General features: G+C 70.8%; 21 protein-coding genes, 1 tRNA gene and 1 pseudogene. 8 read left to right on the forward strand and 15 right to left on the reverse strand.

Going from position 1 to position 24,668, the window contains the following annotated elements; all coding sequences use genetic code 11:
* Positions 1-178: 178 nt before the first annotated feature.
* Complete coding sequence (locus tag HNR02_RS17770; protein WP_179774264.1) at positions 179-1,390, reverse strand: PucR family transcriptional regulator; 1,212 nt, start codon at positions 1,388-1,390, stop codon at positions 179-181.
* 466 nt (positions 1,391-1,856) lie between these two features.
* Here HNR02_RS17770 and HNR02_RS17775 point away from each other — a divergent pair, with 466 nt between their 5' ends.
* A complete protein-coding gene (locus tag HNR02_RS17775; protein WP_179774265.1) occupies positions 1,857-2,486 on the forward strand; it encodes a nicotinamide mononucleotide transporter family protein in 630 nt (209 codons plus the stop codon).
* Here the strand turns inward: HNR02_RS17775 and HNR02_RS17780 are convergent.
* A complete protein-coding gene (locus tag HNR02_RS17780) occupies positions 2,467-4,080 on the reverse strand; it encodes an L-lactate permease (RefSeq protein ID WP_179774266.1) in 1,614 nt (537 codons plus the stop codon). The two genes, HNR02_RS17775 and HNR02_RS17780, sit on opposite strands and share 20 nt — an antisense overlap.
* A gap of 638 nt (positions 4,081-4,718) precedes the next feature.
* Positions 4,719-7,529, reverse strand: a complete 2,811-nt coding sequence (aceE, locus tag HNR02_RS17785; RefSeq protein WP_179774267.1) for a pyruvate dehydrogenase (acetyl-transferring), homodimeric type — start codon at positions 7,527-7,529, stop codon at positions 4,719-4,721.
* A gap of 370 nt (positions 7,530-7,899) precedes the next feature.
* Between aceE and HNR02_RS17790 the strand changes: the two genes are divergently transcribed.
* From HNR02_RS17790 to HNR02_RS17810, 5 genes are all read left to right on the forward strand, one after another.
* Positions 7,900-8,331, forward strand: a complete 432-nt coding sequence (locus HNR02_RS17790; RefSeq protein ID WP_179774268.1) for a DUF3052 domain-containing protein — start codon at positions 7,900-7,902, stop codon at positions 8,329-8,331.
* Between the two features lie 61 nt (positions 8,332-8,392).
* Positions 8,393-8,857: a peroxiredoxin gene (locus HNR02_RS17795; RefSeq protein WP_179774269.1), complete on the forward strand. Its 465-nt coding sequence runs from the start codon at positions 8,393-8,395 to the stop codon at positions 8,855-8,857.
* A 41-nt stretch (positions 8,858-8,898) separates the two neighbouring features.
* Positions 8,899-8,970: transfer RNA gene (locus HNR02_RS17800), tRNA-Val, on the forward strand.
* A gap of 300 nt (positions 8,971-9,270) precedes the next feature.
* Positions 9,271-10,032 (forward strand): SAM-dependent methyltransferase, encoded by a 762-nt coding sequence (locus tag HNR02_RS17805; protein WP_179774270.1) that lies wholly within the window; start codon positions 9,271-9,273, stop codon positions 10,030-10,032.
* A gap of 16 nt (positions 10,033-10,048) precedes the next feature.
* Positions 10,049-10,978, forward strand: a complete 930-nt coding sequence (locus HNR02_RS17810; protein WP_179774271.1) for an ADP-ribosylglycohydrolase family protein — start codon at positions 10,049-10,051, stop codon at positions 10,976-10,978.
* Here HNR02_RS17810 and HNR02_RS17815 read toward each other — a convergent pair.
* From HNR02_RS17815 to HNR02_RS17840, 6 genes are all read right to left on the reverse strand, one after another.
* Positions 10,917-11,765 (reverse strand): alpha/beta fold hydrolase, encoded by an 849-nt coding sequence (locus HNR02_RS17815; RefSeq protein ID WP_312861043.1) that lies wholly within the window; start codon positions 11,763-11,765, stop codon positions 10,917-10,919. The two genes, HNR02_RS17810 and HNR02_RS17815, sit on opposite strands and share 62 nt — an antisense overlap.
* Positions 11,762-12,919 carry a macrolide family glycosyltransferase gene (locus HNR02_RS17820; protein WP_179774272.1) on the reverse strand — a complete coding sequence of 386 codons (1,158 nt, stop codon included), beginning with the start codon at positions 12,917-12,919 and terminating at the stop codon, positions 11,762-11,764. The genes HNR02_RS17815 and HNR02_RS17820 overlap by 4 nt, the downstream gene beginning before the upstream one ends.
* Positions 12,916-13,809 carry an alpha/beta fold hydrolase gene (locus tag HNR02_RS17825; RefSeq protein ID WP_179774273.1) on the reverse strand — a complete coding sequence of 298 codons (894 nt, stop codon included), beginning with the start codon at positions 13,807-13,809 and terminating at the stop codon, positions 12,916-12,918. Before HNR02_RS17825 ends, HNR02_RS17820 begins: the two co-directional genes overlap by 4 nt.
* Positions 13,810-14,015: 206 nt before the next feature.
* Positions 14,016-14,831 carry a carbohydrate ABC transporter permease gene (locus tag HNR02_RS17830; protein ID WP_179774274.1) on the reverse strand — a complete coding sequence of 272 codons (816 nt, stop codon included), beginning with the start codon at positions 14,829-14,831 and terminating at the stop codon, positions 14,016-14,018.
* Complete coding sequence (locus HNR02_RS17835) at positions 14,831-15,763, reverse strand: carbohydrate ABC transporter permease (RefSeq protein WP_179774275.1); 933 nt, start codon at positions 15,761-15,763, stop codon at positions 14,831-14,833. The genes HNR02_RS17830 and HNR02_RS17835 overlap by 1 nt, the downstream gene beginning before the upstream one ends.
* Positions 15,760-17,046, reverse strand: coding sequence for an extracellular solute-binding protein (locus tag HNR02_RS17840; RefSeq protein WP_179774276.1), 1,287 nt, complete (start codon positions 17,044-17,046; stop codon positions 15,760-15,762). The genes HNR02_RS17835 and HNR02_RS17840 overlap by 4 nt, the downstream gene beginning before the upstream one ends.
* Before the next feature lie 142 nt (positions 17,047-17,188).
* On the opposite strand from HNR02_RS17840, the gene HNR02_RS17845 reads away from it, so the two are divergent.
* Together HNR02_RS17845 and HNR02_RS17850 are read left to right on the forward strand one after the other, a co-directional pair.
* Positions 17,189-18,223, forward strand: a complete 1,035-nt coding sequence (locus tag HNR02_RS17845) for a LacI family DNA-binding transcriptional regulator (RefSeq protein ID WP_179774277.1) — start codon at positions 17,189-17,191, stop codon at positions 18,221-18,223.
* Positions 18,220-20,514 (forward strand): beta-xylosidase/alpha-l-arabinosidase, encoded by a 2,295-nt coding sequence (locus HNR02_RS17850; protein WP_179774278.1) that lies wholly within the window; start codon positions 18,220-18,222, stop codon positions 20,512-20,514. Before HNR02_RS17845 ends, HNR02_RS17850 begins: the two co-directional genes overlap by 4 nt.
* A gap of 184 nt (positions 20,515-20,698) precedes the next feature.
* Here the strand turns inward: HNR02_RS17850 and HNR02_RS17855 are convergent, their stop codons facing one another.
* The 6 genes and pseudogenes from HNR02_RS17855 to HNR02_RS17875 all read right to left on the reverse strand — a co-directional run bounded on the left by HNR02_RS17855 (position 20,699) and on the right by HNR02_RS17875 (position 24,664).
* A complete protein-coding gene (locus HNR02_RS17855) occupies positions 20,699-20,956 on the reverse strand; it encodes a hypothetical protein (RefSeq protein WP_312861044.1) in 258 nt (85 codons plus the stop codon).
* Positions 20,957-20,978: 22 nt separating this feature from the next.
* Positions 20,979-21,089, reverse strand: a pseudogene (locus HNR02_RS36495) (histidine kinase); the annotation flags it as partial.
* 29 nt (positions 21,090-21,118) lie between these two features.
* Entirely contained in the window at positions 21,119-22,297 is a 1,179-nt protein-coding gene (locus HNR02_RS17860; protein ID WP_179775981.1) for an aminotransferase class V-fold PLP-dependent enzyme, read from the reverse strand.
* Positions 22,298-22,302: 5 nt separating this feature from the next.
* Positions 22,303-23,214 (reverse strand): asparaginase, encoded by a 912-nt coding sequence (locus tag HNR02_RS17865; protein ID WP_179775982.1) that lies wholly within the window; start codon positions 23,212-23,214, stop codon positions 22,303-22,305.
* Positions 23,215-23,271: 57 nt separating this feature from the next.
* Positions 23,272-24,033, reverse strand: coding sequence for an SDR family oxidoreductase (locus HNR02_RS17870; protein ID WP_179774279.1), 762 nt, complete (start codon positions 24,031-24,033; stop codon positions 23,272-23,274).
* A gap of 58 nt (positions 24,034-24,091) precedes the next feature.
* Entirely contained in the window at positions 24,092-24,664 is a 573-nt protein-coding gene (locus HNR02_RS17875) for a TetR/AcrR family transcriptional regulator (protein ID WP_179774280.1), read from the reverse strand.
* Positions 24,665-24,668: the final 4 nt, after the last annotated feature.

Genomic DNA, 24,668 nt, shown 5'->3' on the forward strand with positions numbered 1-24,668 from the left:
CGGGAGCGAGCACTGCTGTCACGCCCTCTAGGGAACATGCTGCTCCGGCGTGGCCGGGATGTTGCTGTTCACCAAGTCCGAGCGGTGATCTTGTAGGTGGTCTACAAAAATGACGCCCGCAAGCCCGCGTACAGCGCTGATGTGTTGTCGGTTCCGGGCAGCCGCGAAGTGAAACCGGTCACCACAGGCCGCGGGCACGGGCCAGACGGCCGACGGTCAGAGCCACGCGCAGCACCAGCGCGTCGCGGGGCTCGGTCGCGTTGCGGCCGGTCAGCTCCGCCGCCCGGCGCAGCCGGTACCGCACGGTGTTGGGGTGCACGAACAGCTTCTTCGCGCACGTCTCCAGCACACCGCCGGACTCCAGGTACTCGTCGACCGTCTGCAGCATCGTCGGCCCGGCGGTCTCCAGCGGCTGGGCGATCTCCTCGATCAGCAGCCGCTCGGCCTCGGCGTCGCCGGAGAGGGCGCGTTCGGGGAGCAGGTCCGAAGAGCGGACCGGACGGGGCGCGCCGGGCCAGCCGACGACCGCGCGCAGTCCGGACAGCGCTTCGGCCGCGCTGCGGTGCGCCTCGGCCAGGCCGTGCACCGTCGGCCCGGCCACGACCGGTCCCTCGCCGAACGCGCCGGCCAGTTTGCCGAGCACGTCCTTCTCCTTGGCGTCGCCGTCCGTCGGGCCGCCCGCGACCACGATCAGCCGGGACCCCTGGACGCTCAGCAGCACCGGACGGCTCAGCCGCGCGGCCAGCCGCCGCACCTCGAACACGACCGTCGGCGGGTCGTCCGAGGGCGGGGCACCGGCCAGCACCGTCGCCATCGCGGAGGGCTCCCACCCCAGCGCCGCGGCACGGGACAGCACGGCCTCCTCGGCGTCCCCGCGCACGATGCCGTCCACGACGAGCGCCTCCAGCCGCGCGTCCCACGCGCCGCGCGCCTCGGCGGCGGCCGCGTAGGAGTTGGCCGTGGCGAAGGCGATCTCGCGGCCGTAGCGCAGAATGCCCTCGATCAGCGCGGCCTGCTCGGCGTCGGTGACCGCGAACTCCGGCAGCTGCTCCTCGAACACCTCGATCGCCAGCCGCACCAGGCCGACGGCCTGGCGGAGGCTGATCCAGCGCGACAGGTCCTCCGGCGCGCCGCGGAAGGCGTCGGTGGTGAGCTTGAGAGCTTCCTGCGAATCGCGCAGCCAGTCGACGAACCCGGCCGCGCCGGTCTGGGTGATGAGCAGGATGCTCGCCCGCTGCTCGGCGGGCAGTCTCCCGAACCAGGGCAGCCGCTGCTCCATCGCGGCGACGCTCGCCGAGGCGAGCCGTCCCGAGGCGCGCTCCAGCCTGCGCAGCGTCTTCGCCGAAAGGCCGTGGTGCTTGGCAGGCCGCCTGCCGCTCGTCGTCGTCATCGCGGCCTTGACTGTAGAGACTGTTTCGGAATCGGCTGGCGTGGCGGTGCGAGTAGCAGAACCTGAGACAGCCCCTCGCTGTGGGATCGCCTCCTCATGAACGCCAGTTCACCACGTCGGCGCTGTCCTCGCGAGGAAACTGCCCACCCGTCGCCCGCCGCCACCCTCAACGGACGCGCTCCGCGCGACTCCGCCGATGGAAACCTGCGGCGGTGCGAGCTGGGTGCGTGGCGCAAGAGCCTTGAGTAAACGCGAGGCCGCCCGGCGCATCGCGGTTCTCGCAGCGCCGGGCGGCCTCATCTCCCCGGTCCCCACCGGTACGTCCACTATGGACCTTGTGGATCTTTTTCCGCCAGTGTTCTCACCCGATCGTGCAAGCAATGTCCGGGAGGTGTAGCGGGTCTCACTGCGGGTGAAGGAATGGGACTCGCGTCTGGCAGGTTGTGTCGTCAGACGGGAGGGCGCCATGCACGTTCTGTTGCAGCACGGTTTGTCCGTTTTCGGACAGTGGATCTCCATCGCGGAGCTGGTCGGGCAGCTGTGCGCGCTGGCCGTGGTGTTTCTGGCGCAGCGGCGCACGCTGTGGACGTGGCCGGTGCAGGTCGGTGCGACGGTCCTGCTGTTCGCCGTCTACGCCTCCGCTCATCTGGGCGGCCTCGCGGCCCGGCAGGTCGCGATCCTGCTGATCTCGGTCTACGGCTGGTGGTCCTGGACGCGGCGCCGCGATCCGGTGTACGGCGTCGTGGTGCGGGGCGGCCGGACGGTCGAGCGGATCATGATGGCCGCGGCCTTGGTCGCCGGCACCGTGGCGATGGCCCTGGTGCTCGACGCGCTGGGCGCGTCCTGGGCGCCGTGGCCGGACGCGGCGATTTTCGTCGGCACGCTCGTGGCCTTCGCCGCGCAGGGGCGCGGCCTGGTCGAGTTCTGGCTGGTGTGGCTGGTGGTCGACGCGATCGGCGTGCCGCTGCAGATCTCCTCGGGCCTGTACTTCTCCGCGGCGATCTACCTCGTGTTCGCCGTCCTGGTGGTGCACGGCTGGTGGAGCTGGCACCGTGCCGCCGTCGCGCGCCCGGAACTCACGGCAGCATCCCGCTGAGGAAGCTCGCCTGCGCGGCCACGATCAGGCACATCACGAACAGCAGACCCAGACTCCACGGCAGCACCTTCCGCAACAGCGTGCCTTCTTCACCGGGCAGCATCGCGGCGGCGCAGGCGATGCTGAGGTTCTGCGGCGAGATCATCTTGCCGAGGACGCCGCCCGAGGAGTTGGCCGCCGCGAGCAGTTCGGCCGGCAGGCCCGCCTGGTGTGCCGCGGTCACCTGGAGCGCGCCGAACAGGGCGTTGGCCGAGGTGTCGGATCCGGACACGGCCACGCCGAACCAGCCGAGCACCGGCGACAGGAACGCCAGGCCCGCACCGGCCCCGGCGATGAAGTAGCCGATCGTCGTCGCCTGACCGGACAGGTTCATCACGTACGCCAGCGCGAGCACGCTCGTGACGGTGAGGATCGCGAAGCGCAACTCGTGCACCGTGCCGCCCCATTCGCGAACCGCGTCGCGGGCCTTGAACCTGAGGAAGATCGCCGTGAGGATGCCCGCGATGAGCACGAGCGTCCCGCCGGTGTTGAGGAACGGCAGCGAGAAGGTGTTGCCGGACACCGGTTTGCCCGAGGAGCTCGCGACCGACAGCGCGGGCCAGTCGAACTTCCAGGTGGCGGCGTCCAGCAGGCGCTTGACCGGCGGGAGCTGGCCGAGCGAGAAGATGACGATGATCAGCCCGTAGGGCAGGTAGGCGCGGAAGACCTCGCCGCGGTCCTCGGGCCGGTCCATCGTTTCGGTGGCGACGCCGGTGAGCACGGAGGCCCGGACCTCTTCGCGGGCTGGTTTGCGTGCCGCCGGCAGCGCGACGAGCGCGGCGGCACCGGCGAGCGCCGCACCGATGTCGGCGAGCTGGGCCGAGACGAAGTTGGCGGCGGCGAACTGCACCACCCCGAACGCCGCCCCGCACACCAGCGCGGGCATCCAGGTCTCCCGCAGCCCGCGGCGCCCGTCGACGATGATGACCAGCAGCAGCGGCACGAACAACGCGAGGATCGGCGTCTGACGTCCCACGATCGACGACACGGTGTCCAGCGGAAGCCCGGTGACCTGGGCGAGGGTCACGACCGGCGTCCCCATGGCGCCGAACGCGACGGGCGCCGTGTTCGCGACGAGTGCCACGACCGCGGCCCGGACCGGGGTGAAGCCGAGCGCCACCAGCATCACCGAGCTGATCGCCACGGGCGCGCCGAACCCCGCCAGTGCTTCCATGAGGGCACCGAAGCAGAACGCGATGATCAACGCCTGGATGCGCGGATCGTCCGACACCCGGCCGAATGATCGCCGCAGCACGTCGAAATGTCCCGTGCGCACCGTGATGCGATAGATCCAGAGTGCGTTGACGACGATCCACATGATGGGGAAGAGACCGAACGCCGCGCCCTGGAACCCGCTGGAGATCGCCTGGCCGACGGGCATCCCGTAGACCGCGACGGCCACGATGAGGGCGACGAGTAGGCCGATCAGCCCGGCTTGGTGTGCCTTCATGCGGACGACGCCGAGCAGGACGAGAACGGTCGCCAGAGGAAGCGCGGCGAACAGGGCGGACAAGCCGAGTGACCCGGCGAGCGGGGCGAGTTCCTGCACGAACATGCCGACCTCGATTCCACATCGCGGAAGTCATCTTCCGCCCGAGTGGGGAGGGATGATCCACTTCCAGCTCACGCAGGTCAAGCGCCCCGTTCCACTGATCGAGACACCCCGCCCCGCGCCCGCGCCCGCCAACACGCCGCCCGGAGCGGCCAACACGCCGCCCGGAGCGGCCAACACGCCGCCCGGAGCGGCCAACACGCCGCGGCGCGCGGCGTGTTGGCCGCTCCCGCTGGCGTGTTGGCCCTTCCGGTCACCGTGTTTGCCCCTCCGGGACAGCACCCGGCAACGCCACGCAACCCACCAGCCGCCCAGTCCTCCCCCGCACCCCGATCCCCAGCCCAGTTCTGCGGCCGATCAGGCGGTGTCAAGGCACGCTTTCCCGCCTTGACACCGCCTGCTCGGCCGGAGAAACAATGAAAAATCGGGGCGGCCCCAATCGACTGCGAGCTTGCGAGCCCGGCGCTTGAGAAACGCGCGCAGCGCAAAAACCCGCGTAGCGCCTACCGAACCGCCCGCCCCCCAACGCCGGTGCGCGGTTCGACGGCCCGGCGCACAACGCGCACCCACACCCACGCCCGATGACCATGCGCGAAGGCCACCCGCGCGAAACACGCGGGTGGCCTTCGGAACCGCTCGGATCAGGCGTTGCCGGCGTCGCTCAGCTGCGGGCCTGCCGCGGACACGTCGTCGATCCGGTACTTCCGCGCCGCTTCCACGACCTTGTCCTGCGGCACCTCGCCGCGCTTGGCGAGCGCCGCCAGCGTGGCGACCGTGATGGACTCGGCGTCCACCAGGAAGTGCCGTCGCGCCGCGGGACGCGTGTCGGAGAACCCGAACCCGTCCGTGCCCAGGGTGAGCATGTCGGATGGCACCCACGGGCGGATCAGGTCCGGCACCGCGCGCATCCAGTCCGACACCGCCACGACCGGGCCGGTCGCGCCGGACAGGGCCTCCGTGACGTACGGGACGCGCGGCGAGTCGGCCGGGTGCAGCAGGTTGTCCCGGTCGATCTCCACCGCCTCGCGGCGCAGCTCCGACCACGACGTCGCCGACCACACGGCCGCGCGCACGCCCCACTCCTCGGCCAGCATCGTCTGCGCCTTGAGCGCGTCCGGCATCGTGACGCCGGAGACCAGGATCTGCGCCTCCGGCCCATTGCCCGAGGGGGCCTCGGCGTACCGGTACAGGCCCTTGAGCAGCCCGTTCACGTCGAGGTTCGCCGGCTCGGCCGGCTGCCGGTACGGCTCGTTGTAGATCGTCAGGTAGTAGAAGACGTTCTCGCCGTTGCCGTCCGGGCCGCCTTCGCCGTACATCCGGCGCAGGCCGTCGCGGACGATGTGCGCGATCTCGAACGACCACGCCGGGTCGTAGGCCACCACGGCCGGGTTGGTGTGCGCCAGCAGCAGCGAATGCCCGTCGGCGTGCTGCAGGCCCTCACCGGTCAGCGTGGTGCGGCCCGCGGTGGCGCCCAGCACGAACCCGCGCGCCATCTGGTCGGCCGCCGCGTACAGGCCGTCGCCGGTGCGCTGGAACCCGAACATCGAGTAGAAGATGTACATCGGGATCATCGGCTCGCCGTGCGTGGCGTAGGACGTGCCCACCGCCGTGAACGACGCCGTCGACCCGGCCTCGTTGATGCCCTCGTGCAGCAGCTGCCCGTGCTCGGACTCCTTGTACGCCAGCATCAGGTTGGCGTCCACCGACGTGTAGCTCTGCCCGTGCGGGTTGTAGATCTTCGCCGTCGGGAACATCGAGTCCAGGCCGAACGTGCGGGCCTCGTCCGGGATGATCGGCACGATCCGGTTGCCGATCTCGGAGTCCTTGGCCAGCTCGCGCACCAGCCGGACGAACGCCATGGTGGTGGCGACCTCTTGCTTGCCCGAGCCCTTGCGGACGGCCTCGTACACCTTGTCGCCGGGCAGCACGAGCGGCTTGGCGCGGTTGGCGCGCCGCTCCGGCAGGAACCCGCCCAGCGCGCGACGGCGGCCGATCAGGTACTCGATCTCCGGCGAGTTCGCGCCCGGGTGGTAGTACGGCGGCAGCTTCGGGTCGCGCTCCAGCTCCTCGTCGCTGATCGGGATGCGCTGCGCGTCCCGGAACAGCTTCAGGTCGTCGAGGGTGAGCTTCTTCATCTGGTGCGTGGCGTTGCGGCCCTCGAACGCCGGGCCCAGGCCGTAACCCTTGATGGTGTGGGCCAGGATGACCGTCGGCTGGCCGTGGTGCTCCATCGCCGCCTTGTAGGCCGCGTACACCTTGCGGTAGTCGTGCCCGCCGCGCTTGAGGTTCCAGATGTCGGCGTCGGTGAGGTCCTTGACCAGCTCCTTCGTGCGCGGGTCGCGGCCGAAGAAGTGCTCGCGCACGAAGGCCCCGTCGTTGGCCTTGTACGTCTGGTAGTCGCCGTCCGGCGTGACGTTCATCAGGTTGACCAGCGCGCCGTCGCGGTCGGCGTGCAGCAGCGAGTCCCACTCGCGGCCCCAGATGACCTTGATCACGTTCCAGCCCGCGCCGCGGAAGTAGGCTTCGAGCTCCTGGATGATCTTGCCGTTGCCGCGCACCGGCCCGTCCAGCCGCTGCAGGTTGCAGTTGATGACGAAGGTGAGGTTGTCCAGCCCCTCACCGGCGGCCACGTGGATGAGGCCACGCGATTCGGCCTCGTCCATCTCGCCGTCGCCGAGGAACGCCCACACGTGCTGGTCGCTGGTGTCCTTGATGCCGCGGTCGCGCAGGTACCGGTTGAACCGGGCCTGGTAGATCGCGTTCATCGGGCCGAGGCCCATCGACACGGTCGGGTTCTCCCAGAACTCCGGCATCAGCCGCGGGTGCGGGTACGACGGCAGGCCGCCGCCCTCGCCCGCGTGCGACAGCTCCTGGCGGAACCCGTCCATCTGCTGCTCGGACAGCCTGCCCTCGAGGTAGGCGCGGGCGTACATGCCGGGGGAGGCGTGGCCCTGGAAGAAGACCTGGTCACCGCCGCCGGAGTGGTCCTTGCCGCGGAAGAAGTGGTTGAACCCGACCTCGTAGAGCGCGGCGGAGGACGCGTAGGTGGAGATGTGCCCGCCGACGCTCACTCCGGGACGCTGGGCCCGGTGCACCATGATGGCCGCGTTCCACCGGATGTAGGCCCGGTAGCGGCGCTCGATCTCCTCGTCGCCGGGGAACCACGGCTCGTTCTCGGTGGGGATGGTGTTGACGAAGTCCGTCGCGGTCAGCGGCGGGACACCGACGTTGCGCTCACGGGCGCGCTCCAGGATCCGCAGCATCAGGTAGCGGGCGCGCTGCTGGCCACCACGGGCGAGTGCCTCGTCGAAGGAGTCCAGCCATTCGGAGGTCTCCTCGGGGTCGATGTCGGGCAGGTGCGCCGCCAGCCCGTCACGGATGACGCGGACCCGGGCCGGGGCCCGATCGGTGCCGGCACCGGTGCCTGCGGTCTGGTCGTTCTGGGGGGCCAAGGGATCTCCTCGCCGTTCTCACTTCGCGTGCGGGACACGGATGCCTCTGGGTCGCCGTGCCCTCTCTGTCATGGTCGTCCTGTCGGGGGCTTCCCGTCATCGCTACTGAGCGGTAACGTTCACCTCTGTCCGCGCGCGCGTGCGCGCGCGTAATGCCCACCCTAGGCCAGACGGGCTCGCGCGGGTGCCGCCGAGGGTCGGTTTGCGGTCGCGAACACCTGCCGCCGGGCCCTACGCTGCGCTACGAGTTGACAGAGATCCGGTGTGGACGGTTGCGCCGGAGGCTCCGGGCGTGTTCGCTAGCCCCATCCGTATGTCGAGAGCGCGCGGCACCCTGCCGTTCGCGTCGTGAGTTGGAGGAGTGACTGCAGTGGTCGCCGCTGGAGACGCTGAGTACAGCAGCGTCGCCGAGAGGCTTGGCATCAAGCCGGACATGACGGTTCAGGAGATCGGCTGGGACGAGGACGTCGACGACGACCTGCGTGCCGCGGTCGAAGAACATATCGGCGGCGATCTCCTCGACGAGGACGCCGACGAGGTCATCGACGTCGTCCTGCTGTGGTGGCGGGAGGACGACGGAGACCTGGTCGACGCGATCATGGACGCGCGGTCGCCGCTCGACGAGAACGGCATCATCTGGGTCCTGACCCCCAAGACCGGGCAGCCCGGGCACGTGGAGCCCAGTGAGATCGCCGAGGCCGTGCCCACGGTCGGGCTCGCGCAGACCTCCAACATCAGCGTCGGCGCCAACTGGGCCGGCACGAAGCTGGTGCCGCCGAAGTCGAAGTCGAAGCAGCGCTGACCGGCCGCACGATAGGGTGGGCTGGGGACAAGCAAACGTGGCGATGCGGAAAGGTGCTTCGATGGCGGTCGAGGTCGGTTCAGCTGCACCGGATTTCACCCTGAACGACTACAACAAGCAGCCGGTGAAGCTGTCGTCCTTCCAGGGTGACAAGCCGGTCCTGCTGGTGTTCTACCCGTTCGCGTTCAGCGGGATCTGCCAGGGCGAGCTGTGCCAGCTGCGCGACGAGTTCGCCGAGTACGACGGCCAGGGCGTCCAGGTGCTCGGTGTGTCCGTCGACACACCGTTCTCGCTCAAGGCGTGGGCCGAGCAGCAGGGCTACCAGTTCCCGCTGCTGTCGGACTTCTGGCCGCACGGTGAGGTCGCCAAGCTCTACGGCGTCTTCAACGAGGGCGCCGGGCTGGCCAACCGCGGCACCTTCCTGATCGACAAGACCGGCGTGGTGCGCTACGCCGAGGTCAACCAGCCGGGCGAACCGCGTGACCAGCTCGCCTGGAAGCGCGCGGTGGCCGAGCTGCCGCAGTGATCTCTTCGGCCGGTGGTGGCCCTCGTGCCGCCACCGGCTGAGGGCGCATAGCTCAGCGGAAGAGCACCTCCCTTACAAGGAGGGGGTCGCAGGTTCGAACCCTGCTGCGCCCACCCGTGTCATCGCGTCCCGTGGAAGGACGTTGGGCGTTCGGACGAGTTCGCGCGCGGCTCGTCGTGGGAACGTGAGGAACGTGCCGTCCGAGCCTGGTCCGTTCGATCCGCATCCCGTGCGCAGGGCGCGGCTCGAAGCGATCCTGTGGACCGCCGTCGGTCACCGGGCTGGTCGCCGCGGCGTTGTGGGTGCGCTATCTCCGCGTTCTGCGCCGGAGTCCGGGGCGTTCCGGTACCGTGCGACGACGCTCGTCACGGAAATCACGTGCGTTCGCGGGCGAAAATCGACAGGCTCACGTCGTGAACCGTGACCTGATCTCGCGCCTCGCCCATGCCGACCATCCCATCGCCGCGCCGCTCGGTGATGAGGCGGTCGCCGCCCTGCTCGACCGGGCTCTGCCGCGCGACGGCGCGACCATGCTGGATCTCGGGTGCGGCGGTGGGGAGTGGCTGCTCCGCGCCCTCGCCGTCCGGCCGGAGGCGCGGGCCGAAGGTGTCGACCTCGCCGAGCCCGCCCTCGATCATGCCCGTCGCGAAGCCGGCAGGCGAGGCGTGGGCGACCGGCTCGTCCTCCACCGGCAGGACGTCTCCGCCTTCACCGCCGCCGAACCGTTCGACCTGGTGCTCTGCGTCGGCTCCACGCACGCGTTCGGCGGTCTGCTCCCGGCCCTCGCCGCGGCACGACGGCTGCTCGCGCCGGGCGGGCGGGTGATCGTCGGCGACGGGTACTGGGAATGTGAGCCGTCCCCGGAGGCGGTCGAGATGCTCGGCGACTTCGCCGACCTGGCCACGACCGTCGACGCGCTCACCACCGACGGCTGGATCCCGCTCTACGGGCACCTCAGCACCCGCCAGGAACTCGACGACTACGAGTGGTCCTGGACCGGCTCGCTCGCCGCGCAAGCACTCGACCAGCCCGACGTGCTCGCCGTCGCGACCGAGCACCGGAACGGCTGGCTGCGCGGCTACCGCGACTGCTTCGGGTTCCTCACCCTGACCCTCGCCGACGGGTCGCGATCCCCGGAAGCCGCACCCGGCCGGCTGGACGCGCCGCTCCCGTGAATGAGATCGTGTCACCGTGCGGGAACGAGTGCTGTCGACCTTGGCGGGCCTGGCGATCGGCGACGCATTGGGCATGCCCACCGAGGGCAAGGCGCCACACGACATCACCCCGGTCACGAACTTCCAGGCCGCGCGGGGAATGCCGGCAGGAGGAGTGACCGACGACACGCAACAGGCCGTGATCATGGCCCGCCTCCTGATCGGCAACGACGGGCGCATCGACCCGCGCCGCCTCGCGGACGAACTCCTCGACTGGGAGCGGGACCTGCGAAGCCGCGGGATCCGGGGACTGCTGGGCCCGTCGACACGGGCCGCGGTGACCGCGGTGGCGGCAGGTGAACCGTTGGAGAAGGCCGGTCGCCACGGAACCACGAACGGCGCCGCCATGCGCATCGCGCCGGTGGGCATCGTGAACCCACCCGAGCTGCCGCTGCTCGTCGACCGGGTGGTGGAGGCCAGCTGGGTCACGCACAACACCGGCGTCGCGCTCGCGGGGGCGGCCGCGGTCGCCGCGGCGGTGAGCGCGGGGATCGGCGGAGCGAGCCGGGAGGAGGCGACGGACTGCGCCATCGAGGCCGCGGAACTGGCGGCGCGGAGGGGAAACTGGGTCGCCGCGGGGGACGTCGCCGCGCGGATCAGGTGGGCGCGCACGATGAACCCGGCCGACATCGCGAGTCTGATCGGAACCAGCGTCGCCACCCAGGAGTCGGTGCCCGCCGCCTTCGCGGTGCTCGCGCACAATCCCGACCCGTGGGAAGCGTGCCGCGTCGCGGCGAGCCTCGGTGGGGACACCGACACGATCGCGTCCATGGCGGGCGCGATCGCCGGGGCGTGTCACGGCGCGGGGGCGTTTCCGGAGGAGGCGGTCCGGACCGTGACCGAGGTCAACGAGCTTCCGCTGCCGGAGCTGGCCGACGGGTTGCTGAAACTTCGCGCCAGAAACTGACGAGCGCCTCGGCCGTCTCGTGTGGACGGTCGAGTTGCACGCAGTGACCGGCGCCCGCGATCCCGGCCGCGTCCCGGCCGAAGCGTCTGGCCAGCCGCTGGTACTGCTCGTGCGAGCCGGTGAAGGCGTCGTCCATGCCGTGCACGAACAGCAGCGGCACACCGGAACCGGCCAGCTCCCCGAGACCCGTCCGCGGCCCGCACAGCATCCGCGGGAAACCGATGAGATGACCGGTGCGCGTCGTCGACAGCCGCGTGGTCATCAGGTCCAGCCGCTCCGGTTGCTCCCGGGCCCAGTGCTCGATGAGGTTGCCGAGCCCGGCCGCGCCCCCGGCGGACACCGCCTCCGCGCACCAGGTGAGGAAAGCGGTTTCTTTGTCCGATCCGGACAACAGGCTGCCCAGCGGCGCAAGGCTGTGCACGGCCCGTGGGTCGATCACGGCAGCGGTGTGTGCGACCGCGGCTCCCGCGCAGTGCGCGACGACGTGCGCCGGCTCGCCTTCGCCGATTTCGCCGATCACCGCGAGCAGGTCGTGGGCCATCGCGGACAGTGTGTAGGCGCTCGGATCGTCGGAGCCGGGGCTTTCGTGCTGGCCGTGGTGATCCACCGCCCAGGCCGCGTACCCGGCGTCGGCGAGCAGCGGCAGCAGCGGCGCGAAGTCCTCTTTGGACCCCAGGTACCCGGCGACGAGGACCACCGGCTCGCCGGTCCCGGCCCGGTGGGCGGCGAACCGGCCCCGGTCGGTCTCCAGCATGACAGTCCCGGCCGTGAAGGACGCGGTGGTCACAGCGGCGCCCCTTCCCGGATCGCGGCCTTCTCGATGACGTCGGCGGCCTCCACCGCACCACCGCAGGCCCGCACGGTCTCCCTCATGGCCTGGACGTTCGCCTCGATGCCGGGATCGGACGACACCGCCAGCACCGCGTTGTGCAGCGTCTGGGCGGTCACCTCCGCGCGGTCGAGCGTGACGCCCAGCCCCAGTTCGGTGAGCCGCGCCGCGTTGAGCCGCTGCTCGGCCATCTGCGGGACCGCGACCATCGGCACGCCGTGGTACAGCGACTCCAGCAGGCTGCCCATCCCGGCGTGCGTGACGAACGCCGACGCCGACGCGAGCACGTCGAGCTGCGGCACCATGGGGGCGACCTCGACGCCGTCCGGAACCGGCCCGAGCGCGGCCGGGTCGACGTGCCGTCCGATCGCCAGCACCGTGTGCCAGCCCAGGCCCGCGGTCATGTCCAGGCAGGCGCGGAAGAAGTCCGGCTGGTCGGTGAAGCACGAGCCGAGCGAGATCAGCAGCACCGGTTTGCCCGACGGCGGCCGCCACGTGCCCTGGAACGCCCGGTCGCCCAGTGCGGGACCGGCGAACGTGTGTTCCGCGCCGAGCAGCTCCGGGGACATCTGGAACGCCCGCGGCACGAACACGACCTTCGGATCGGTCGTCCCCTGGAAGTCCTCGACCGTGCAGCCAAGGCCGTTGGCGTCGAGGAACCGCTGGAACCGCTGGTACACCGGCAGTTCCGCCACCGTCTCCACGCCGAACGCGACACGTTCCCAGCCGGGGAACAAGGCGTGTGTCGGGGACAGCTGCACCATCGGCAGGCCGAGCTTGCGGGCCAGGATCTTTCCGGCGAAGGCGACGAAATCGTAGGCCACGACGTCCGGTGGGTCATCGGCGAACGCGGCTTCCAGCACCGGGAGGGCGGCCTCGGCGTCCCGGTGGTACATCTCCACACCCGCCATCAGGTCCTCCGGCGGCGGTCCGGCGTCGCGAACTCCGGGCAGCACAACGGGTTCCGCCCCGGCCGCGCGCACCTGCGGTGCGAAATCCTCGCCCACCGCGTAGCTGACGCGACAGCCGCGGGACACCAGCTCGGTCACCACGGCGAGCGTGGGGTTGACGTGCCCGTGGTCCGGGGCGTTGACGAACAGGACGTGACTCATCGCGCCACCCCGCACACGACGTGCTCGACCGGCCCGCAGTACGGCAGGCCGGACAGCGGCCGCCCCCCGAAGAAGCGCAAGGCCAGGTCGACGACCTCGGTGGGCCGCTCCAGGTGCACCAGGTGGTCCGCGCCGTAGATCGTGGTGAACCGCGCGTCGGCGCACCGGGCCGCGGCCTCGCGGCTCAGCCGTGGCGTGGTCAGCGGATCGTGCTCACCGGTCGTCACCAGCACCGGGACCGGCAGGACGGCGGCGTCGTCACCGGGGTGGTCCAGCAGGCGCCGCGTGTTGTCCAGGTACTTGCCGACGTCGGCCTCGCTCATCGTCTCGACCAGGCCGCGCAGGCACCGCCGGACCGCGGCCTGACGGCGCACGCCGGGCTCGCGGCTCAGCATCAGGTCCAGCACTTCGGCGGTGAACTCCTCGTGCCGTCCCTGCTCGGCCAGTTCGACGCTGCGGGCGATGCGGGTGCGCAGGCGGCCGGTCACGTGGGTCATCGTGCCCACCAGCATGAGGCGGCTGATCCGGTCCGGCCGCAGCTGGGCCCACCGGTGCGCGACGCCGCTGCCGTAGGAGGCGCCGACCATGTGCACCGGTCCGGGCGCGACCTGGTCGAGCAGGTGGTCCAGCGCGCCGGCGAGGAAGTCGACCCCGTACTCCGGCGGCAGCCGGTCCGCGGCGCCCCAGCCGGGCAGGTCGACGGTGATCACGTCGGTCTCGGCGAGCAGGTCGCGTTCGATGCGGCCCCACGCGTCCATGTGCTGGAAAGCGCCGCCCACCAGGACGATCGGCTCTTCTCTGACGCCCGGTCCGCGGACGATCCGCCCCTGGAAGGCGAACCCCCCGAAAGTGAGCGGGACGATCTCGTGCCGGGTGGTCGTTGCCGTCACAGCGAAGGTTCCTCGGGGTGTGGGGGTTTGGGGCCCGCCACGTAACCACGTCGCCGCCCGTGGGCGCGCCACGGAAACTCCATCGAGCCAAGATCTCCACACGCCCGAGTGACCATCGCCGGGAGCGGCCAACACGGTGACCGGGACGGCCAACACGGTGCCCGGAGCGGCCAACACGGTGCCCGGAGCGGCCGACACGCCGTCGGCTACTTGCCGAAACCTGCCGTCAGGCCGCTGACCAGCTGGCGGCGGCCGAGGATGTACAGCGCCAGCACCGGCAGCGTCGACAGCACGACCGCCGCCAGCACGGCCGGGATGTTGACCCGGAACTGGCCCTGGAACGACCACAGCGCGAGCGGCAGCACGCGCTGGTCCGCGCTCTGCGTGAGGATCAGCGGGAACAGGAACCCGTTCCACACGTTGAGCCCGTCGTACACCGCGACCGTCACCACGGCGGGGCGGGTCATCGGCAGCACGAGGCTGAACAGCATCCGCCAGTCGCCCGCGCCGTCCACCCGCATGGACTCGAACAGTTCGTTCGGCACGTCGCGCAGGAAGTTCGCCAGGATCACCACCGACAGCGGGATCGCGAACGCGACCGACGGCAGGATGATCGCCAGCAGCGTGTCGTACAGCTTGGCACGTGTGATCAGGTAGTAGATGGGGATGATGGTGGCCTGCAGGGGGATCGCCAGTCCCAGCAGAAAACCGCGGTACGTCAGCCGGGAGAACCAGGAAGTCCCGCGCACCACGTAGTAGGCCGCCATGAGCGACACCGCGACCGCGATCGCCACGGTCGCCGTCGTCACCACGACGCTGTTGAGGAAATAGCGCCAGAAGTCGTTGGCCAGCACCCGTTCGTAGGCGCTCGCGGTCGGCGCCGGTATCGACAGCGGGTTCGCGTCGTAGAACCCGCGCTGGTTGCGCAGGCTCGTGACCACCACGTAGTAGACCGGCACCAGCACGATCGCCAGCCACACGATCCCGGCCAGGCCGCCCGCGTAGTTGGGACGCGTCCGCATCAGGCTCCCTCCAGCTGACTGCCCCGCCGGAAACTGGACAGCTTCGACAGTCCCAGTGACAACGCGAGCCCGGCCACCACCAGCAGCACGGCCAGCGTGCTCGCCCGCCCCATGTCGTTGCCGGAGAACCCGGACAGGTACATGTCCAGCGGCAGCAGGCGGGTCGCGTCGCCCGGACCGCCGCCGGTGAGCACGAACACGAGGTCGAAGTAGGTCAGCGAACCGACCGTCATCAGCGTCGACGACGTGATGATCGTGTACCGCAGCTGCGGCAGTGTGATGTGGAAGAACTGCCGCACCGGCCCGGCGCCGTCCAGCTGTGCCGCCTCGTACAGCGACACCGGGATCTGCCGCACACCGCCCTGGTAGAGCAGCGTGTGGAACGGCACGAACTGCCAGGCGATCACGAAGATCACGACATACAGCGCGAGCGTCGGATCGCCGAGCCAGTCCTGCGACAGGACGTCGAGGCCGAACGCGCGGCTCATCCCGAAGTTCGGGTCCAGCAGCGCCTTGAACGCGATCGCGATGGCCGCCGCGGACAGCAGCATCGGCAGGAAGTACAGCACCCCGAGCACCGCGCGGAACCGGCCGCGCCGCGCGATCAGCACGCCGAGCAACAGCGAGATCGGCGTCTGCACCAGCCAGCTGAGCACCATGACCTGCACCGACAGCCAGATCGCGTGGTAGGTGGCCGGATCGGCGAGCGCGAGCGCCCAGTTGTCCAGGCCCGTCCACGACGGGTCGCCGATGCCGTCCCACTCCATGAAGCTCAGCACCGCGACCCCGCCGAGCGGCACGATCGCGAACACCGCGAAGAACGCCAGCGCGGGTACCGCCATCAGCGGGCTCGGCCCGGAGCGGCGACGCGGACGGCCGGGCGCCGGCGTGCGTGCCGGCGCCCGGTCCCGCGCCTGAAGGACGGTGCTCACTGCCCGATCGTCGCGTTCATGTTGGCGGAGAACTGTTCCGGCGTGATCTGCTTGAGGAACAGCTGCTCCAGGTTGGTCAGCAGCGTGTCGGCCTGGCCGGGGGACAGGGCCTGGTCCCAGGACAGCTGGAAGTTCGGCGCGCCGCTGGCCATCTCGTAGATCGAGGTCAGGTACTCCGGGTCCTCGGTCCGGGCGATCTTGTCCTCGATGCCGGTCAGCGGGGGCACCGAACCGCCGGCGAGCAGCGAGTCGACGTAGGTGTCGTTCATCAGGTCCTCGCGCAGGTACCGCAGCGCGGCCTGCTTCTGCTCGTCGCTCGCGGTGGCCGAAACCGACCAGTAGTTGGCGGGGTTGCCGACGATGTTCGCCGGGTCGCCCTTGCCGCCGGTGACGGTGGGGAAGCTGGTCCAGCCGAGCTTGCCGCCGGTGATGAACTCCGGATCGGCCTGCTTGATCGTCGGGAACGCCCACGACCCCATCAGGTACATGGCGGCCTTGCCGGTGAACAGCAGCGCGGTGTCGGCGTTGCTGTCGGTGGCGATCGAGTTGAAGCCGTGCACGAACCCGCCCGCGTCGACGAGCTGCTGGATCATCGTGTTGGCCTGGATGATCGCCGGATCCGACCACGCGCCGGGCTTGTTCTCGGCGACGGCGTTGAACACCTCCGGCCCGCCGAGCCGGTCGACGAGGTACTCCTCCCACATCAGCTGCGGCCACTTGCTCTGCCCGCCCATGGAGAACGGTGCGATTCCGGCGGCGTTGAACCGCGGCACCAGTGCCATCAGGTCGTCCCAGGTCTTCGGCGGCTGCGCGCCGATCTGGTCGAACAGTTCCTTGTTGTAGAACAGGACGACCGGCTGCATGCCGTTGTTCGGGACGGCGTAGGTCTTGCCGTCGAGCACGCCGGTGCGCGCCACCGAGGGCAGGAACCGGTTCACGAAGGCCGGGTCGTTCGCGGCCTCCTGGGACAGGTCCATGATCTTGCCGGAGTCCACCCAGGACTGGAGCAGGCCGCCGCTCCAGCTGAAGACCAGGGTGGGGGCCTCGCCCGCGCCGATCGCGGTGCGGATCTTCTGCTTGTACGCGTCGTTGCCGAAGTACTGGGCCTCGATCCCGGCCGAGTCGAACGACGTGCGGAACGTCTGCTCGTCGCCGCCGGTGAGCGACCACGCCGTGGCGCCGCCGCCACCGGTGGGACCGCTGGACCCGCAGGCGGTGGTGAAGGAGAGAACCGCGGCCAGTCCGGCCGCGATCACGGCCGTGCGCCGCTTGACCAGTGTCATGATGCGCCTTCCCCATCGAAGGTCCGAAAATTTTCGGAAACACTCTGGTGTGTGTCGGAAGATATGCTGCGGCGACACCCAGGTCAAGAGGTGTTTTCATAGCTTTGACCGGGTTATAGTCGGCTGAAACTTTTCGGCAAAGATGGTGGAGGTTTCGGTGTCGGCGGGTTCTCAGCGGGCGACGCTCGCGATGGTGGCGGAGGCCGCCGGGGTTTCGATGCCGACCGTTTCCAAGGTGCTCAACGGCCGCGGTGACGTGGCGGCGGCGACCCGCGAGCGGGTGCAGGACGTCATCAGGGAGCTGGGCTACCTCCCGCAGCCCGGCCGACGGCCGGTCACCCCGGCGCGCGTGGTGGACCTGGTGTTCGACGATCTGGTCAGCCCGTACTCGCTCGAAGTGCTGCGTGGCGTCACCGAGGCGGGTGTCGAAACCGCGGTCGACGTGGTGGTCGGGCGCCTGCCGGACCACGGCGACGACGACTGGGCCCGCCGCCTGCGCGTCGCGGGCCGCGAGGGCCTGATCGTGGTCACTTCGGAGCTGACCCGCGCCCAGGTGGAGGGCTTCGCCCGCGCCGGGCTGCCGCTCGTGGTGATCGATCCGCTGAACCTGCCGCGCGTCGAGGTCACCAGTGTCGGCGCGACCAACTGGAACGGCGGGGTCGCCGCGACCGAGCACCTGCTGCGGCTGGGACACCGCCGCATCGCCTACGCCGGCGGGCCGGTGCAAGCCTCGTGCAGCCAGGCCCGTCAGCACGGGTACCGCGCGGCGCTGGAGAACGCCGGGATCGCGGTGGATCCGGAGCTGATCCTGCACGGCGCGTTCGGTTACCCGGACGGCCTGGAGATGGGCGGGCGCCTGCTCGACCTGCGGCAGCCGCCGACCGCCGTGTTCGCCGGAAGCGACGCGACCGCGCTCGGGGTCATGGAGGCGGCGCGGCGGCGCGGGCTGCGCGTGCCCGAGGACCTGTCGGTGGTCGGCTTCGACGACACGATGCTGGCCGAGCTGGCCACCCCGGCGCTGACCACCGTACGGCAACCGTTGCAGGACATGGGCCGCGTCGCCCTGCGGACCCTGTTGCGGCTGGCCGCGGGCGAAACCCTCGACTCACATCACGTGGAGCTGGCCACCCATCTGGTGGTGCGCGATTCGACGACGAACCTGCAAGGAGCACCATGACGCACCCGACCTGGCATGACCGCGCCCTGCCCGCCGAGCGACGGGCCGCGGCCCTGCTGGCGGAGATGACACTCGACGAGAAGGTGGCGCAGCTGGGCAGCGCGTGGCCGGGCAACGAGCAGCTCAACGGCAACGTCGCGCCGATGCAGGACGTGTTCGCGCGGGGCGCGGTCGCCTTCGCGCAGGCGCGGGAAAACGGGATCGGCCACCTGACCAGGGTGTTCGGCACGACGCCGGTCAGCGCGGAAGAGGGCGCGGCCCGCATCGTGGCGTTGCAGCGGGAGATCGTGGAGGAGACCCGGCTGGGAATTCCCGCGCTGGTGCACGAGGAATGCCTGACCGGCTTCACCACCTACGGCGCCACGGTCTACCCGGCGGCGCTGGCGTGGGCCGCGACGTTCGACGAGGACCTGGTCGAGCGGATGGCGTCGGCGATCGCGGACGACATGCGGGCGGTCGGCGTGCACCAGGGTCTGTCGCCGGTGCTGGACGTCGTGCGGGACTACCGGTGGGGCCGGGTCGAGGAGACCCTGGGTGAGGATCCGTATCTCGTCTCGATGCTCGGCGCCGCGTATGTGAAGGGCTTGGAGCGCAACGGAATCGTCGCCACGCTCAAGCACTTCGCCGGGTATTCGGCGTCGCGGGCGGCGCGTAACCACGCGCCGGTGTCGATCGGTCCGCGTGAGCTGCGGGACGTGATCCTGCCGCCGTTCGAGACCGCGATCCGTGAGGGCGGGGCGCGGGCGGTGATGAACGCCTACGTCGACGTCGACGGGGTGCCCGCGGCCGCGAACCCGGCTCTGCTGACCGGAATCCTGCGTGACGAGTGGGGTTTCGAAGGCGTGGTGGTGTCCGACTACTGGGCCATCGCGTTCCTCAAGAGCATGCACCGGGTCGCCGACGGGACCGGCCACGCCGGGGCGCTGGCCCTGGCCGCCGGCGTCGACGTCGAGCTGCCGGACACCCTCTGCTACGGCAAGGAACTCGTCGAACTGGTGCGGTCGGGCGAGGTACCGGAGTCCCTGGTGGACCGTGCGGTGGGACGGCTGCTGCGGCAGAAGGCCGAGCTGGGCCTGCTCGACGCGGACTGGGCGCCGCGGGCGGATCCGGTGGACCTGGACTCGCCGCGCAACCGGGCGATCGCGCGGGAGGTGGCGGAGAAGTCGGTGGTGCTGCTGAGCAACGACGGCACGCTTCCGCTGGCGGCGCGGCGGATCGCGGTGGTCGGGCCGTGCGCGGACGATCCGCTGGCGTTCATGGGCTGCTACTCCTACCCCAACCACGTCCTGCCGCGGTACCCGGAGTTCGGGATCGGTGTCGAGGCGCCGTCGCTGGTGGCTTCGTTGCGGGACGAACTGCCGGACGCCGTGATCACCTCGGCCGCCGGGTGCCCGATTCGCGACGAGGACCGGTCCGGGTTCGCCGAAGCGGTCGACGCCGCGCGTGGCGCCGACGTGTGCGTCGCGGTGGTCGGCGACCGGGCGGGCCTGTTCGGCGAGGGCACGTCCGGCGAGGGATGTGACGCGCCGGACCTGCGGCTGCCGGGCGTGCAGGACGAACTGCTGGCTTCGTTGCTGGAGACGGGAACACCGGTGGTGGTCGTCGTGGTGTCGGGGCGGCCGTACGCGCTGGGGGACCACGCCGGGGCGGCGGCCCTGGTGCAGGCGTTCATGCCGGGTGAGGAGGGCGGTCCCGCGCTGGCGGGTGTCCTTTCCGGACGGACGAACCCGGGCGGCCGCCTTCCGGTGCAGGTGCCGCGGATGGCCGGCGCGCAGCCGAGCACCTACCTGCACCCGCCGCTGGGCGGCAACAGCGAGGGGATCAGCAACCTCGACCCGAGCCCGCTGTTCCCGTTCGGGCACGGCATTTCCTACACGAGCTTCGACTACACGGACCTGACGCTGAGCGCGGAGGAGATCCCGACCGACGGCTCGGTGGAGATTTCGGTGCGCGTGCGCAATGCCGGGGGACGCGCGGGCGACGAGGTGGTGCAGCTGTACGTCAACGACGTGCAGGCGCAGGTGACCCGCCCGGTGAAGCAGCTGGCCGGGTTCGCCCGGGTGACGCTCGAACCGGACGAGGCGACCACGGTGACCTTCACGCTGCACGCCGACCGGCTCGCGTTCACCGGAATCGAACTGCGGCGGATCGTCGAACCGGGCACGATCGAGGTCTTCGTGGGCCGCTCCGCGGACGACCTGCCGTGCCGGGGCGCGTTCGAGCTGACCGGCCCGGTGCGGGAGGCAGGTCGCGACCGGGTGCTGACCACTCCGGTCAGCCTCCAGGCGTGACCAACCGCGACGGCGCCAGCAGTGCGTTGCCGGTGTCGGCCAGGCGCACCGCGGCGACCAGGTGCCCGGGGTGACGTCCTTGAGCAGGAACCCAATGGCACCGGCGGGATCTTCGCCCGCACCCGGAACCCGTCGCCGTGCTTGAGCGCGTGGGTGAGCGCCTCCTGGATGATCCGCTACGCCGTCAGGTCCACGCTGGAGGGTAGCGGCCGGGGCTCGCCGAAACCCGGAGCTCCACCGGCAGCCCGGAGAACGCGATCCGGTCGATCAGCGGGCTCAGCCTGCTCAGGCGGGGCTGCGGCGACAGGTCCGCCTGCTCGTCACCGTCGGCCGGTGGCGCGAGCACGTCGAGCAGGTTCCGCAGCTCGGTCATGGTGTCCCGGCCCGCCGTCTCGATCGTCTCCAGCGCCGTCGCCGCCTGCCCGGGTTCCGTCGCGAGCACCCCGCGGGCGGCCCCGGACCACCATCACGCTCACGTTGTGGCTGACGATGTCGTGCAGCTCCCGCGCGATCCTGGCGCGCTCGGCATGACCCCGCGGCAGGTCACGGTGCTGCCCGGAGCGCGGCGCGGACACCGATCGCGACGGTGCTGCACAACGAGTAGCTACGCCAGCTTCTCCACGACGTCCACGAGCGCGCGCAGCTCGTCCTCGGTGTTGTAGTAGTGCACGGACGACCGCACCATGTCCGGCAGGTGCCGCACCTCCTGGTCGTACTGGTAGGAGGTGCGGTGCGACACCGAGGTGTTGATCCGGGACGCGGACAGGCGGTTCCTGACGTCTGTCGCGTCCGCCCCGGCGACGCTGAACGTGACGATCCCGCACTTGCGCTCGCCCTGGTCGTGCACGGTGACACCGGGGATCCGCGCCAGGTCCGCGCGCAGCCGGGCGGCGAGCGTGGTCACCCGCTCCTCGATCGCGGGCAGCCCGATCGCCAGGGCGTAGTCGACCGCGGCGCCGAGGCCGAGCACGAGACCGTGGTTGCGTTCCCACGTCTCGAACCGGCGGCCGTCGGGCGCCACTTCGTAGGCGTCCGGAGCGGTCCAGGTGGCCGAGTGCAGATCGAGCATCGCGGGCTCGATCCGCTCACGCAGCCTCGGGTGGGTGTAGAGGAAACCGGTGCCGCGCGGGCCGCGCACGTACTTGCGGCCGGTGCCGGAAAGCGCGTCACAGCGCAAGCGCCGCACGTCCAGGTCCAGCTGGCCCGCCGACTGGCAGGCGTCGAGCAGGAACGGGATCCCGGCCCGCTCGGCGATCGCGCCCACCTCCTCGGCGGGATTGACCAGCCCACCCTGTGTCGGCACATGCGTGATCGCGATCAGCCTGACGGTGCCGTCCAGGCGGCGTTCCAGATCGGCGACGTCCAGCTGCCCGCTCTCGTCGTCCCCGACGACCTCGACCACGGCACCGGTCCGACGCGCGATCTGCAGGTAGGCGATCGCGTTGCTGGCGTACTCCGAGCGGCAGGTCAGGATCTTCTCGCCGGGGGAGAACCGCAGCGCGTAGAACACCGCCTGCCAGGAGCGGGTGGCGCTGTCGGTCACCGAGATGTCCCCGGCTTCGGCACCGAGGAACCGGGCGACCGAGTGGTACACACCCTGTATGCGGTCCGTGTGCGCGGCCGCGGTCTCGTAACCGCCCCGCCGCGACTCTTCGCGGAGGTAGTCCAGTACGGCATCGGTGACCTGGGCCGGGGGCAGGGCCGAGCCGGCGTTGTTGAGGTGGATGACCTCGCCCGTGCCCGGCGTGTCGCGGCGGAACCTCTCGACGTCTTCTTCGCGCAGTGTCGTCACAGACCGACCATATGGGGCACGTTCAGGGCAGGACACCGCTTTACGACCTCGTCCCAGTCGTGCCCGTGCGCCGCGCGGCGCAGTGCCGCGAGCGTGGCGGGCATGCGGGCGCGCGCGGAGCCGTCGGCGATCTTGAGCGCGACCGTGGTGCCGTCGGGCAGGACCGCGATCTGCACGGCCTCGGCGCCGTCCTTCGCGATCAGCCCGGGCACGGCCCGCATGAGCTGGGTGACGTCGCGGTTCGGGCCCGCCAGCATCTCCGGATGCTTGCGGATCGCTTCCGCCACGCGGTGTTCCGGGGTCCCGTGCGGCGCGGTGGCCACCCGCCGCACGGCACGGGCCAGGCCACGCAGGGAGATCGCGAACAGCGGCGCGCCGCACCCGTCGACCGCGGTGTGCGCGACCGGTTCCCCGGCCAGTTCCGCGACGGTCGCGGCGAGCGCCTGCTGCAGGGGATGGGCCGGATCGCGGTAGTCGTGGGTGGACCAGCCGTTGAGCTTCGCGGTCGCCAGCATCGCCGCGTGCTTGCCGGAGCAGCAGTGCGCCAGACGGCGCGGGGCGCGGCCCTCGGCGATCCAGACGTCGTGCAGCACCGGGTCGTGCGGGAGGTGCGCCGGGCACTGCAGGTCGTCCTCGGAGAGGTCGCCGAGGATCGCGCGAGCCCCGGCGAGGTGGAATTCCTCGGCGGAATGGCTCGCGGCGGCCAGCGCTAGCAGATCGGGGGGCAGATCGAGGCCGAGCCGGACCATGCCGGCGGCCTGCATGAGCTTCGCCGTCGAGCGCGGGTAGCCCGGCTCGTCGACCTCGCCGCCCGCTTCGAGCACCTCGCCGTCGGGGCCGAGCACGACCCGCGATCCGAAGTGGACGCTTTCGACGAGCCCGTCGCGGACAACCTGCACCAGGGGGATCACCACGCTCCCGAGGCTCGCCGCGTGGGTTCCGCCCTGTCAACCGGACGCTCGTCACTACACCGTTTTGATTACCCCGCCGTCGGCGAGGTAATCGGCGCCGGTGAGGTTGCCCGAGCGGGGTGAGGCCAGGAAGGTCACCAGCGCGGCCGTCTCCTCGGGCTCGGTCAGCCGCCCGGTCGTGATGCCCATCGCGGCGGGCACCTCGGCGAGGAACTCCGTCAGCGGCAGCCCCGCCGCCGCGGCCAGTTCGCCCGCGTAGCCGTCCTTGTCGCGCCAGTTCTGCGTTCGGGTCGGGCCAGGGGAGACCGTCAGCGCGCGCAGGCCCCGCGAGCCGAACTCCTCTGCCAGCGCCTTGGTGAGGTTCGTCAGCGCGGCCTTCGCCGTGCCGTAGTCGACCGGCTGGAAGGCCGCGCGGGCTCCGATCGACGAGATGTTGATCACCACGCCCCGTCGGCGCAGCAGGCCGGGCAGCAGGGCACGCGTGACCCGCACGGTGGAGAACAGGTTGACTTCGTAGGTGTGCCGCCACGCTTCGTCGTCGACTTCCAGGAATCCTGCGGCGCGCATGCTGCTCTGCGCCACTCCGCCGAGGTTGTTGACCAGGATGTCCACCTCCCCGGCGCGCTCGGCCAGCAGTGCCACTCCTTCGGGTGTCGTGAGGTCGGTCGCGACGCCGATTCCGGGCCCGTCGTGCACGGTGCGTGCCGCCGCGAACACGGTGACGCCCTCGGCGGTCAGCGCTTCGGTGATCGCCCGCCCGATCCCCTTGCTCGCCCCGGTGACGACGGCGGTCTTCCCACTCAGCTGCAGGTCCATGTGACCAGCCTTTCTTGAATCAGAGTTACAAAATTAGAGCAGCGCAAAGCGCCGCGGATCAGAGTGTGCGCAAAGCGGTGCCGGCCAGAGTGGCGAGCCGCCCCGGATCCGGGTCGGCCTTCGCGAGCACCCGGATGCCGTTGAGCGTGGCGAGGAGGAAGGACGCCAGTGCCGCGGCGTCGGCCGATCGGTCGATCTCCCCCGCGCGCTGACCCTCCTCGATGGTGCCGCGCAGCGCCGCCTCCTGTCGCTCGAAGGTGCGACGGACCAGGTGGTTGACCGCCTCGTCGGCGTCGCCGAACTCGGTGGCGGCATTGGCGATCATGCAGCCACGCCCGTCTTTCCGCGCCGAATCGACGACCAGTTCGATCGCGGTCCGCAGGCGTTCGACGGCCGGGCCCGGCCCGTCCAGGACCTCGATCAGGCGGACCGTCTCCCGCTCGTAGTAGCGCCGCAGCGCCCGCTCGTAGAGGGCGTGCTTGCTGGTGAACGCGTTGTACAGGCTGCCGCGTCCGATGCCCATCGCGTCGACCAGCCGCTGCGGCGTGGTGTTCGCGAACCCGTGGGTCCAGAACACCTCCATCGCCCTGTCCACCGCCACGTCGACGTCGAAGGTCTTCGTCCTCGCCATGCCG

Source organism: Amycolatopsis endophytica, from assembly GCF_013410405.1.
Taxonomy (GTDB): Bacteria; Actinomycetota; Actinomycetes; order Mycobacteriales; family Pseudonocardiaceae; genus Amycolatopsis_E; species Amycolatopsis_E endophytica.